The sequence below is a fragment of the Bacillus sp. SRB3LM genome, from assembly GCF_015712745.1.
In the GTDB taxonomy this organism is placed as follows: Bacteria; Bacillota; Bacilli; order Bacillales; family Bacillaceae_G; genus Bacillus_A; species Bacillus_A thuringiensis_K.
In genome coordinates, this window is sequence record NZ_VWVQ01000103.1 from 775,985 (window position 1) to 789,575 (window position 13,591).

Consider the following 13,591-nt stretch of genomic DNA (forward strand, 5'->3'; position numbering starts at 1 on the left):
TTTAAGAGGAAGGGATTAAGGCCATGTTATTAATCGATATATTTACGTTTCTTGGCATTATCGCCGCTGCCATTTCTGGTACATTAGTTGGTTTAAAAAAAGATTTAGATTTATTTGGTGTCCTTTGTTTAGCTGTAGCTACTGCGCTCGGCGGCGGTATTATTCGTGATATCATGATTGGTAACCTGCCCCCTGTCGCATTTGTAAAACCCATTTACTTTTTCGTAAGTGTATTATCAGCATTATTTACTTGTATGTTTTTTGAGCGTATCAATAAACTTCAAGTCGTTATTATGCTTTCTGATGCTGTTGGCTTAGGCGTTTTTACAGCTATTGGTGCAAATGCGGCAATGTCACATCATGTTGACGCCTCATTTCTAGTTGTTTCAATGGGAGTCATTACAGGTATTGGAGGCGGTATTTTGCGTGACATTTGCGCTCAAGATATCCCTTACGTATTCCGAAAAGAGATTTACGCAATCGCTTCTATCTTAGGAGCAATTAGCTTCCTAATCACACACGCTATGGGGGCGCACGTATTAGCTTTTTATGTTTGTTTATTAGTAACATTTGTTATTCGTGTCGTCACTGTAATATATAATGTGCATTTCCCTGTTTTCTTTAAAACACATGCTAAAATTAATAAAGGCCATTAAGAGAATTCTATCTAGAATTCTCTTAATTTATATACTATTCAACGAACTAATATAGAGTAATTGTATATAAGCATATATAATTACTCTATATTAGTTTTAAAATTGAAAACGTTTTATATACAGGGGGGAAGAATGATGCTTGGGGTTTTCAAAAAAAGTATTAATAAAACAAATGCCAGTATAATCGAATTAAGTAAGGACCAACAAATAACTTTTAATGTCCCTACTAATTCTGAATTAAAAATTCAAATGGATATGCTACATATTTCAAAAGAAGATTTACAAGTTGTAAAAGTACTACAGCCTTTTATTTATGCAGAAATTGATTGGATTACTGAAAAATTCTATGCCAACATTACAAAACAACCTAATTTAATTACTATTATTGAACGTTACAGCTCTATTCCAAAACTAAAACAAACTTTAAAAACACATATTAAAGAATTATTCAGCGGCAATATGCATGAAGATTTTATTGAACAACGTGTTAGGATCGCCAAAAGACATGTACAAATTGGTTTACATCGAAAATGGTATACTGCTGCTTATCAAGAATTATTCCGCTCTATCATGAAGATTTTGCAAACAAAAATAACGACAATCGATGATTTTTCCTATTCTATAAATGTCATAAATAAATTATTCACTCTTGAACAAGAACTTGTTCTTGCAGCTTATGAATCTGAATATGAAAGAATGCAAAAAGAGCATGAAAAAGAAAAAGAACTAACTGCTATGACAATTACGCATATCGCAACAGAACTAGCTGCTGTATCTGAAAAAACAAGCTCTTCTATTCAAAAACTAACCGCCAAATCTGAAACTATTGTAGAGATCGCTAAAACAGGTACATCATTAGCTACAACATCTGAAGAAAAAGCGAATAAAGGGAAAGAACAATTAAACCAGCAGAATAAACGAATGGGATCTATTCAAATGAATATGGAAACGATTATTACAGATACTCATGAACTTCTTAATATTTCTAACAAAATTAATGAAATCATAGATATTGTTAAATCAATTGCGGAGCAAACAAATTTACTCGCACTAAACGCTGCTATCGAGTCTGCACGTGCTGGAGAATTTGGGAAGGGGTTTTCTGTTGTTGCTGGTGAAATCCGAAAATTATCAGAGCAAACGAAAGAATCTATATTTAACGTTACAAAGCTCGTCGAAAAAACAAATGAACAAATTACCCGTGTCTCGTCTTCCGTGAAACAAATTAGCTCTCTCGTATCGGAAGGAACGGATAGTATGTCGGCAACAGATCGATACTTCCAAGAAATCGTACAAGATATGTCTAACTCAAAAGAACAGAATAAGAAAATTGAACACGAACTACAAGCTATTTCACAAGTAATGAAAGGAATTCAAGATGACTCCTCACAAATGGCTCTAACAGCCGATAATTTGCAACTAGAACTAAATCGATAAGATAAAGTAAAACTTTAATCAGTGGGAGTTTTGTTCATTCCCCACTGATTATTAGCCCTCACCAATCAGGCTTTTACGAGCAGCAGGGTTCCCACCTAATTTCTTTGCTTTCGCTGAATTTTGAGATGGGGGTCTTACTGCCTAGAAAATAGCGGGATAAAATTCAGGTCAGGCATACTTTTCATCTACACTGACTACTAAATTTCATCTCCCATCAAAAAAGAATCCAGAATGGATTCTTTTTATTTTCTGAAAAATATTTTTTGACAATACACATAACTCATATAAACACCAAAGCTCTGCAAAATAAACAATGCTGGCATAATTACATTGTAATATGCCATATCTACTTGGAAGAGCTTTAACAATACGTAGCCACTAATGAAAAATAAGAACAACATATATCCCTCATTTTGTTGTTTCTTAATAAGGAAGTGTAATAGAGCTATAGTCATAAACAATATTACTGCTATATATATCAGTTTTTCACATTTGAAAAGAATAGAATTTATCCCCTCATCTGAAAACTGATTTATTATCGGTTCTAAAAGTTTAAATCTTTCTCCCTCAATCTCTTTTAACTTTTGATCAATATGCTCTGTTACACTTTGATTTTTTGATATTTTTTCCTCATGTTGGGTTTTTCCAATTAAAACAGATTGAACATACGTCTCATTTGCAATCGTATATTGTGACATCCCCATTGTTTTAATTCCATAATTCACACCAAAATGGGCACTATAAAATAGAATAAGTATCCCTATCATCTTTAGTAACACCTTTTGTTTCGTTGCTGATTGAAATACTTCGATTAATAATACATATACCGTGATAAAAATAGGAAGAAATAATCCCATTGGGAAAATCATATTACTAAATGCAAATAAAATTGCCGAAAACACCCACATATAAGGATGATCTAATCCTTTATATAAAAGTATGTAACAAGCAAAATAAAATAAAAATATTGCAAGTGACTCAGGAGTTAATACGGAACTCATGAATATATTTGGAATATACAGAGCATAAAATACGGAAGCAATACGACCGCATTCTTCTCCAAAAACCATTACCGCAATACGATAAATAAAAAATGAGGTTCCTGCGCAAAATAACACATTAAATAGTTGTAAAGCGAATAATGTATCACCAAATATACGAATAATTATTGACTCATATATAATAAAAGGCAAATGAGTTACAGTCCCTATATTATTACCAATTGCAATCTGCTTTGCAGACTCATACATCACTTTCATATCACCAATTATTGGAGCATCTACAAATAACAGCATACTAAGCCTTACAACTATAGTTATACTTATAAGAAAAGTAAGAAATTGTTTATCTGTAAAACGATATTGTAGAATTGATGTCACTAGCAAAATGAGTATGACGAAAATTGCCAATATGATTGTTACACTTGTTGTACTTCCTCCAAAAAATTGCTTACTTGTCTCAAATGCTGCCCAACAACTATAAACAAAAAATGCGAGCATCGCACCGATCATAATTTTATTGAAGAAAGATGAAAAATTTGTTTGTATATGATTCATATGTCCATTGCACCTCTATTTCCATTCATAACAAAACGATTCTACCATGAATGGGTACACGGCTGATAGAGAATTTCTATGACAAATACATAGTCATTACTTTTTACTTGCAATGTAAGCGAATCCTCTTTTACACTACATTTTAGATAAAATAAATTTTCTTTCAGTTACATGAATACAAATACAGAAGTTTAAATAATCCTCTTTTGGAATACACTTTACTTCATTAAATATCTAATATGAGTAATCCACTTACACATATTATTCTGATTGAAAACAGACTATAGGGGCTGAATATATGGAAAAGAAATTCATGCGAGAATCTAAAGCAATTAAGACAACACGTGTTTTTCCTAACGATTTAAATAATCACCAAACACTTTTTGGAGGGAAATTATTAGCAGAGATTGATAGTATCGCTTCGATTGCGGCTGCAAGACATAGTCGTAAACATTGCGTAACAGCATCTATTGATTCAGTTGATTTTTTAACTCCAATTCACCAAGCTGATTCTGTTTGTTATGAAGCATTTGTATGTTATACAGGGAAATCTTCAATGGAAGTTTTCGTAAAAGTAATCGCAGAAAATTTATTAGCAGGCGAGCGTAGAATTGCCGCTACTTGCTTCATTACATTTGTAGCAATAAAAAATGGAAAACCTTCGTCCGTACCACAAGTACTCCCTGAAACTCAGGAAGAACATTGGTTACACACAACCGGTTTAGAACGCGCGGAAAACCGAAAAAAAGGACGTTTAAAAAGTAAAGAGATGGCTGAAGTTTTAACTTTAAGTAAACCTTGGAATATTTAACATAATCTTCTCATCATACATGCACAGGTCCTTCCTTGCATGTATTTTTTATTATAAAAAATACTATCGCTTGCTTCATCAATGCGGAATGGATAGCGCTTCATTAAAAGATATATAAATAATAGTATTGGATATAAAGCAAATTGTAGGCGTAAGTACAATGCTAAAAAGTAGAAAATGTTTCGTTTTATGAGTATCAGCTAATTTTAAACTCCAATATAATAATCTCAATGAAAAGAATAGAAACTGTCCTTCTGTTAAAGTTAAATTTTCCAAAACAATCTCTGGAGGATACACAGCTAATAAGAAAGTACCTATTAATCCTGCAGCGGGATTCAATAAATAAGTACCAATCTTATAAGTTAGTAAAATAATAAGTACCCCTAATAGGATAATAATTAATTTAGCTACAAAAAGGCCTTTATTGCCATTTACAAAAAAGTAAAATACAGTAACTAAAAACACTGGAAAACCTGGCATAATATGAATAGGTGGTTTATCCAGCTCATGATATATTAACATTCCTGTTTCCAATAAAATAGTTGCCGTTTTTTGATAACCTATATCATCGCTAGCTAGAGTCAAATCTGCACCATGTGTTTGTAAAGTTGCAAAACGAAGCGCAAATCGCCTTAACATTTCATATTTCCCCTTAAAATACATAATTCCCAAATTGTATTTCTATATTTTTACAAGAAAATATATTCTATAATAAATACTTTTTATACAAAGTACAATAATAGAAAGTTGATTTACAAAGTTTATATGCGTTAAACTGATACAGATGTTCTTGTAATCTTCTTCCTTTCAAAAGGCTTGTATATATGGTGCAAGACATAAAAAATTTGAGGAGATAAAAATTCTATGATGGAACAAAAACAACTTGTTTCTGTTGTCATACCTCTGTATAACACAGAAAAATATATTGAAGAAACGATGCAGTCAATACTGGATCAAACATATAAAAACATTGAAATTGTAATTGTAGATGATGGAAGTAAAGATCAATCACCTTCTATCGTAAAAAATCTTGCAGAAAAATATCCAGGGCAAGTAAAATACGTTCACCAAAAAAACCAAGGCGTTTCAGTAGCTCGTAATACAGGGATTGAAAATGCTAGCGGGGAATACGTCGCTTTCCTTGATAGTGATGACTTATGGCATCCAACTAAAATTGAGAAACAAATCGAGAGTATGCATAAAAACAACATGGATGCGTGCTATTGTGGTTATATGAATTTCTACGAAGAAACAGGCGAAAAGGTTGAGCATACAACAAACTTCATTAAAGGTGATATGGCAAAAGCATTCTTAACACACCAAGTTGTTGCTCAAACAAGTACTTGGATTTTCAAACGCTCTATCGCAATGAATCATAATATCCGTTTTACACCAGGATGTAGCTGGGGAGAAGACTTGGAGTTTTTATTTAAACTAATGAGTGTGACAAATGTATGCTATGTCGATGAATATTTAACATATTATAGAATCTTATCCGAAGGAAATCTTTCTTCTAAATATAAAGATTACGAATTAAAAACAACTAAAGAACTAGAAGTATTCAATCGTATGAAAGACTGGGTACATAATAAATCTCAAGACTTCATTACGAAAGACCCTCAGTCACTTATTGAGATTCTTGAGACTTATTTATTCCCTTATACGGTTATCAATAATGCTTGTATATACATTAAAGAAAACTCTCAATTAAATAATGCCCAAGTCCAATTAATCAAAAAAGATATAAAGAAATATTGCCGTAAAATCTATTCAAAAAATGGAAAGCGTAGTAAAAAACTATATGCAATGCTTTGGTTTGTGCGAATTAAATTTCTGTTTTCTTAAACTGAAAATATAGTACTCATCTCTCTTTCCGTAAACAAATCAAATTTACAAATAGGACAAACGAAAAAGGTCCTAAAGAATAGAAAGGTTTTTTCTCATGAAAACAAATAAGATTCTTAAAAATGCCTCCTACCTATTTGTAGGAAATATTACTGTTCGATTTGTACTTGCTATCGCGACGATTCTCTTCGCAAGATACGTTTCTCCCGGTGAGTATGGGATGTTTACAACTGCATTAGCTGTTTCCGCTGTTATTTGTTATTTCACAGATGCAGGTTTGACACATACGTTTATGCGTGAAGGAACGAGAAAGGATGCAAATATTAGCGTACTAATCAGTAGTTATTTACGCATTCGTTTCGTATTAGCTGTCGTAATTTCTGTACTCTTCGCTATTTTTGCTCAGTTCTTCTATACTGATGCCTACTTACGCGCCATGGTATATTGGGTTGTACTACCAACAATGTTTGGAGCAACTTTACAAGGTGTTGGAATGGCTTACTTCCAAGTAACAGAACGTATGCAATTTACAGCGATTATTTCTGTACTACAAGGTGTAACAGCCGCAGCTGCGCTTCTACTAGGAATGTCGTTGAAATGGTCACTTATGACGGTCGCTGCTATGTATGGGATATCTAGTCTTGTAACAGGGGTCATCGCCTTCATAATGGTACTCCGCCATACGACAGTTCATAAGGGCTGGGACAAAGGGATTTTAGATCAACTGCTGATTTTCACAATCAATGGCATTATTATTATGCTTTTACCGCAGTTAGGCCCTATTATATTAGAAAAAGTTTCGACGTATGAGCAAGTTGGATTCTTTGGAGCTGCATCGAAAATACCTGCAGTCCTTTATCAAATACCTGGTGTAATTGCAGCAGCCTTCTACCCAAAATTATTTACTTTTGGAAATGAAAAGAATATTGATGAACATAGAAAACTATCTCAGTTTGAATTAAAACTAATGTCTTTCTTAGGGATGGGAATCTCCATTCCATTTATCGCTGATCCAAGCTTTTGGATTGTTACTTTATTAGGTGAAGAGTATGCGCCAGCTGGTGATGCTCTTGCCATTTTAGCCTTTATGGTCATTTTACAATCTATTAACTATCCACTTGCTGATAATTTAACGACCATTGGTCAACAATGGAAACGTGCAACAACAATGGGAATCGGACTAGCTGTTGCCATTATAAGTTACATCGTCTTAGGTAGTCAGTTCGGAATGATGGGAGCCGCTATTGCCGCTATCCTTACCGAGATTACGTTATTGATCGGATTCACTCTATTTGTTCGTAAAGGCTTCTCGTTACTATTTAAAGGGATTATATTCAATACCTTAGCCTTTATATTAAGCTATATTCTATACCGTACAATATTAATTACCTTACCGCCACTAATTGCTTTAACAATTACTGGTATATTATACGGTATTATCGGTCTTGCAATTGATCCACAAATACGAGGATTGATTTTAGGATTTATAAATAAAAAGCTGGCTCGAAAATAAATAAAAATAAAAACTTCAAATTAAATTTGAAGTTTTTATTTTTATCTTCTTCACTTAGAAAATGGGCTTTTTTCAATCTATATCTTAAATTGACTTGCCTTTCTGGAATGATTATACTTGGAAACGAACAGCACTAGATGTAAAACACCTATTATTAAGGTAATTCATAGTTAATTTTTCATGTAAATATTAACTACAAACACCCTAAATTTACTATAAATTACACAAATAAACACTTTATTAATACTATTAAAAATCGCCGATTCATACATAGTTTTTCTTCATCCTAAAAAGATAACCAGAGATGAAGAATGTGGCAATTGAATTTAAGGAGGCTTATTTATTTAATGACTTCAGAAGTAAATAAAAGAACATTTTTCACTAAAAGCACACTTATTATTATTCCATTATTAATAATATGTGCATTTGCTTTTCATTACTTTTTCCTAAAATCAGACAGTGTATTTTCTAGTACGGGAGATGCATTATCACAATTCAGTTTCTTTACATTCCTTTTACAACACGCATTTAAAGATGGAAATTTATTTTGGTCTTGGGATTATGGCTTAGGTGGAGATTTATTCGGAGAATTTAGTTATTACTATAGTACAGCACCATTTTTCTGGCTTACGCTTCTACTTCCTAAACTAAATTTTGACCAAATCTTTGAGCTGAAACTATATATGAGCGTTTTAAAAAGTACATTAGCTATGTTATTCATGTATGGTTCTTTACGTTATCACAATAAAACTATTTTTTCTTCTTTTATTTCTGCCATTATATATGGAGGATGTATAACTTTCATTCGCCATTCTTTATTATGGGATTTCATGGCAGATGCTATAGTGTTTTTACCTTTAGTAATATGGGGATTAGATAAATATATTTTAGAGCGAAAAAAAGGATTATTCCTGTTTGCAACAGCACTTATGCTTGCATCAAATTTCTATTTCGCTTTCATTACTAGTATTTTTATCTATATTTATGCCTTTTTCCAATATTTCGCTACACAGCAGAACAAAACAATTAAAACATTTATAATTTATTATATTAGAATTGCTTTTCTATATGCTTTATCACTAGGTTTATCTGCTGTTTGCTTTATACCATCTGTAAATGGTGTATTTAGTTCCGACCGACTCGCTACAAAATTTACTATACCGTTATTTTTTGAAGGTACGTTTTATAAAAACTTAATGGAAAGTATCTTTTTCATTAACAATACAGAGGATTATCAGCTTGCATTCCCTGTTTTCATCCTCTTCCTTATTACTAGCGCGCTTCTAATACGCAATAAACTTGTCACAAATAAATTAATCTTTACTGGGTTTATGTTAGTGCTATATATGCTTCCATATACGTATTCCGTATTTAATGGCTTTTCTGCCATGCAATACAGATGGTTTTACTTATTTGCATTTGTGGTTGCACAAACTGTCGCCTACATTTTAGATTGGATGCTACTCAACAAACAAAAGGTCAATTCTTTAATAGGTCCTTTGCTAGCAACAACATTATTTATTTACGCATTCTATAGAAAAGTAAATATAAATGCACAGCCGCTACAAACAATTGATAAAATTTTAATTTGCACTACTGTATTATCTATTATTACAATATTACTATGGCGCTATTTATCAAAAGTAGCCTTACAATGTTTCATTGTATTAAATGTACTCGTCAATGTAATGTTTATTAATTACTTCTATTCAGATTTTGCTCTTAGTAAACACTTTAATCAAGCAGGTGTGACAAAAGAATCATTACACGGGCCAGGTCTTGATAATAAGGATGAAATTGACGCAATTCGTTATATACAAAATCAAGATAAAGATTTTTATCGAATTATCAATCCAAACAATAATTATAAAAATACGCCGATGTTGCAAGGTTATCATGGTACAAGTACTTATCAAAGCTTAGTCAATTATCATGTTCATGACTTTATGAAAAATAAGTATAATGTTTTCCAAGGATACGATAGTCCATCTATGTTCTTCCAGTTAGATAAACGATTATTCCTTGAGAACATGCTAGGGGTAAAATATTATGTACTAAGTGAAGGTGCTAATAAAACCGAAATTCCTTATGGTTATAAGCATTTACAACAAGTAGGTCCTTACAACATTTATAAAAATGAATTTGCACTACCATTAGGCTATGTATACGAAGCTGGAATAAGTGATGAAGAATTTTCAAAACTTAATTTTGCCGAGAAAGATCAACTTTTATTAGATGCTGTAGTTGTAAATGATGTTGGAAGTCTCCCACTAAAACAATTTAATACAAAACAGCTAGATTCAAAACAAATTAAGATTAATCCAAATAAAATGAAGTGGGAAAATATAGAGAAAGAGAAAGATATACTCACTGTTCATGAAAATGGGCGTATAATAGTACCTATTGAGAATAACGATATGTTAGGTGATCTTCTTGTTGAAATTAAAATTAGAAATATAAACAAGGAATCATTTGGGGTTACCGTCAATGACAAATCTATGATAAAAGGTAATGAAGATGGAGCTTATGCTTATCCGTTAGAAAGATTTGTTTACAACTTAGGAAAAGATGCAAAGCCAACCGAGCTAATCATTTCTATTCCTACTCCTGGTCAATATGAGTTGAAAGATTTACAAATCAACAGTACTAACTATCAGACTGTCCCAAAAAAAGTAAATACTTTAAAAGAAAATAGCCTACAAAACATTTACTATGAAGGTAACTCCTTAAAAGGTGATATTAATTCCACTAAAGATGGATTACTATATTTATCGGTACCATATAGTAAAGGATGGTCAATAAAAGTTGACGGTAAAGAAACGGAATTTACGAAGGCTAATTCCGCCTTTATTGGCGTTCCTATTTCCAAAGGGCAACATGTAGTTGAAATGAAATACGTCACACCTTATTTCAAAATGGGTCTCGTTATTTCTATCATTTCATTTATCATTTGCATCTCGCTTCTAGTTCTTGGAGATACGAAAAGATATTCAAAATTAAAAAATCGTTTTAAAAAAAGGTATTAAAATGAAGTGAAGTAAAAGTTGAAGATGATTGCTTCACTTTTACTTCATGCCCACTTTAAAATTACACCTAAGGAGGTCCTAACATGACCCTTTCAATAGTAGTACCATGCTACAATGAAGAAAAGGTGCTTCGAGCCTTTTATTCAGAGACTTCTCTTGAAATTCATAAATTAACTACCGATTATGAATTTGTTTTTGTTAATGATGGTAGTAAAGATGATACATTAAATATTTTACGTGATTTAGCTAGTTCAGATTCATCGGTACATTATATATCATTTAGTCGAAACTTCGGAAAAGAAGCAGCAATGTTAGCAGGTTTAAAATATGCTACAGGCGATGCAATTGTTATTATGGATGCTGACTTACAACACCCTCCTACGTTAATAAAAGAACTGTTAGAAGGATATAACGAAGGCTACGACCAAGTCATTGCAAAAAGGACAAGAACTGGTGATTCACCCGTTCGCTCTTTCATCTCTCGTCTTTACTATAAGGTAATGAATAAGTTTGTAGATATTGAATTAGTAGATGGTATTGGTGACTTTAGACTTTTAAGTCGAAGAGCAGTGGATTCTTTAGTGTCTTTAAGTGAATACAACAGATTTTCAAAGGGTTTATTCTCTTGGATCGGTTATAACGAATTAATCATTGAATATGAAAATGTATTACGTTCTGAAGGAGAAAGTAAATGGACCTTCTCAAAATTATTAAATTACGGAATTGATGGTGTAATTTCATTCAATAATAAACCGTTACGTCTATCTATATATCTTGGATTACTAACAACCATTTTAGGACTTTTATACGTAATCACTACGTTCGTTCAAATCATCCTTGGTGGTGTGGAAGTTCCTGGTTATTTTACTCTCATTTCCGCTATACTATTTATTGGTGGTATTCAACTCATATTCCTCGGTGTTATTGGTGAATATATCGGTCGTATTTATTATGAAACAAAACGTAGACCGCATTTTATTGTAGCTGAAAAGAAAGTTAGTGAAGTTAAACAAAAGGCATAACCAAAAAGTTACTTCTGTAGGTAGAAGTAACTTTTTTATATACTAACATTTACAAACACTTCTTTTGAAAAAATATACATTTTGAAATGATGGCATTATATGAAAGAATTTAGTATCATGATTCAAGGTACTATTTCAAGTTGGACGGAGGATACTATGAGCTTATTAACAGTTGAAAAATTAGGACATACATTTGGCGATCGTACATTATTTAAAGATGTATCTATGCGATTATTAGCAGGTGAGCACGTTGGATTAGTTGGTGCAAACGGTGTTGGTAAATCAACATTCATGAATATCATTACTGGTCAGCTTATTCATGACCAAGGTCGTGTAGAATGGACACCGGGCACACATTACGGCTACTTAGATCAGCATACTGTTTTAACACCTGGGCGTACAATCCGTGACGTACTAGCGGATGCATTTTTACCGTTATTCGAAAAGGAAAAAGCTTTAAATGAAGTTACAGAAAAAATGGGAACTGCTACACCAGAAGAACTAGAAGAACTTCTTGAGCAAATGGCAGAAATACAAGATGCACTTGAAGCAGGTGGTTTCTACTTACTAGATATGAAAATTGAAGAGGCTGCACGTGGTCTTGGAATTGATGCAATTGGTTTAGATCGTGATGTTTCAGCACTAAGTGGTGGACAACGTACAAAGGTATTGCTTGCAAAGCTATTACTTGAACAGCCAGAAGTGTTATTGCTTGATGAACCTACTAACTATTTAGACGTTGAACATATTCATTGGTTAACAAATTATTTAAAAGAATACCCACATGCATTCTTATTGATTTCTCATGATACGGAATTTATGAACAAATGTGTTGATGTTATTTTCCATCTAGAATTCACAAAAATGACACGCTATACAGCGACATATGAAAAATTCCTAGAACTAGCAGAAATCAATAAAAATCAACATATAAACGCTTATGAAAAGCAGCGTGAGTTTATCAAAAAACAAGAAGACTTCATTGCAAAGAACAAGGCTCGTTATTCAACGACAGGTCGTGCAAAGAGTCGTCAAAAACAACTTGATCGCATGGAACTTATTGATCGCCCAGAAACAGCGATTAAACCTGAATTCTCATTTAAAGAAAGTCGCGCAAGTAGCCGCTTCGTCTTTGAAGGTGAAAATGTAGAAATCGGATATACGCATCCTCTACTACCAAAGCTATCAATGACGATTGAACGTGGTGAAAAAATTGCTATTGTTGGATGTAACGGTGTTGGTAAATCAACGTTACTAAAAACAATCTTAGGTAAAATTAAACCTTTAAGCGGTAAAACAAGCCTTGGTGACTTCTTAGAGCCTGCATACTTTGAACAGGAAGTTAAAGCTGATAATATAACACCAATTGATGATGTATGGAATACATTCCCTGGTTTAGACCAGCATCAAATTCGTGCAATGTTAGCAAAATGCGGATTAAAAAATGAACATATTTCTCGCCCATTAAGTCAATTAAGTGGTGGAGAACAAGCAAAAGTTCGTTTATGTAAGCTAATGGGTGAGGAAAGTAACTGGCTATTATTTGATGAGCCGACAAACCATCTTGATGTTACAGCAAAAGCGGAACTTAAGAAGGCTATGAAAGCATATAAAGGAACAATTCTCCTTGTATGTCACGAACCGGATTTCTATGAAGATTGGATCACAAAAGTTTGGGATGTTGAAGAATGGTCTCAAAACAGTAAGTAGTCTTTAAGAAAAAAC

9 protein-coding genes and 2 pseudogenes are annotated in these 13,591 nt (G+C 32.7%); 9 read left to right on the forward strand and 2 right to left on the reverse strand.

Annotation, left to right across the window (positions count from 1 at the left end):
* The first annotated feature begins 23 nt into the window (after positions 1-23).
* The 3 genes and pseudogenes from F3I02_RS31130 (at position 24) to F3I02_RS35080 (ending at position 2,093) form a co-directional block, all read left to right on the forward strand.
* Positions 24-656 carry a trimeric intracellular cation channel family protein gene (locus F3I02_RS31130; protein WP_000924371.1) on the forward strand — a complete coding sequence of 211 codons (633 nt, stop codon included), beginning with the start codon at positions 24-26 and terminating at the stop codon, positions 654-656.
* Between the two features lie 135 nt (positions 657-791).
* Positions 792-1,337: pseudogene (locus F3I02_RS35075) on the forward strand (protoglobin family protein); the annotation flags it as partial.
* 54 nt (positions 1,338-1,391) lie between these two features.
* Positions 1,392-2,093 carry a methyl-accepting chemotaxis protein gene (locus F3I02_RS35080; protein ID WP_374058668.1) on the forward strand — a complete coding sequence of 234 codons (702 nt, stop codon included), beginning with the start codon at positions 1,392-1,394 and terminating at the stop codon, positions 2,091-2,093.
* 242 nt (positions 2,094-2,335) lie between these two features.
* Here F3I02_RS35080 and F3I02_RS31140 read toward each other — a convergent pair whose 3' ends face one another.
* On the reverse strand, positions 2,336-3,649 hold the full coding sequence (locus F3I02_RS31140; protein WP_074593912.1) for a glycosyltransferase family 39 protein: 1,314 nt from the start codon (positions 3,647-3,649) through the stop codon (positions 2,336-2,338).
* A gap of 298 nt (positions 3,650-3,947) precedes the next feature.
* Between F3I02_RS31140 and F3I02_RS31145 the strand changes: the two genes are divergently transcribed.
* Positions 3,948-4,460, forward strand: a complete 513-nt coding sequence (locus F3I02_RS31145) for an acyl-CoA thioesterase (protein WP_196478758.1) — start codon at positions 3,948-3,950, stop codon at positions 4,458-4,460.
* A 61-nt stretch (positions 4,461-4,521) separates the two neighbouring features.
* Here the strand turns inward: F3I02_RS31145 and F3I02_RS31150 are convergent.
* Positions 4,522-5,123, reverse strand: a pseudogene (locus F3I02_RS31150) (4-amino-4-deoxy-L-arabinose transferase); the annotation flags it as partial.
* A 201-nt stretch (positions 5,124-5,324) separates the two neighbouring features.
* Here F3I02_RS31150 and F3I02_RS31155 point away from each other — a divergent pair.
* The 5 genes from F3I02_RS31155 (at position 5,325) to F3I02_RS31175 (ending at position 13,576) form a co-directional block, all read left to right on the forward strand.
* Entirely contained in the window at positions 5,325-6,305 is a 981-nt protein-coding gene (locus tag F3I02_RS31155) for a glycosyltransferase family 2 protein (RefSeq protein WP_000970526.1), read from the forward strand.
* Positions 6,306-6,402: 97 nt separating this feature from the next.
* Positions 6,403-7,818: an oligosaccharide flippase family protein gene (locus tag F3I02_RS31160; RefSeq protein WP_000856151.1), complete on the forward strand. Its 1,416-nt coding sequence runs from the start codon at positions 6,403-6,405 to the stop codon at positions 7,816-7,818.
* A gap of 347 nt (positions 7,819-8,165) precedes the next feature.
* The gene (locus tag F3I02_RS31165) at positions 8,166-10,844 is read left to right on the forward strand and encodes a YfhO family protein (protein ID WP_196478759.1); all 2,679 of its coding nucleotides are present in this window, start codon (positions 8,166-8,168) and stop codon (positions 10,842-10,844) included.
* 83 nt (positions 10,845-10,927) lie between these two features.
* Positions 10,928-11,866: a glycosyltransferase family 2 protein gene (locus tag F3I02_RS31170; protein ID WP_000175830.1), complete on the forward strand. Its 939-nt coding sequence runs from the start codon at positions 10,928-10,930 to the stop codon at positions 11,864-11,866.
* A gap of 156 nt (positions 11,867-12,022) precedes the next feature.
* Entirely contained in the window at positions 12,023-13,576 is a 1,554-nt protein-coding gene (locus F3I02_RS31175) for an ABC-F family ATP-binding cassette domain-containing protein (protein ID WP_000055410.1), read from the forward strand.
* The last annotated feature ends 15 nt before the right edge of the window (positions 13,577-13,591 follow it).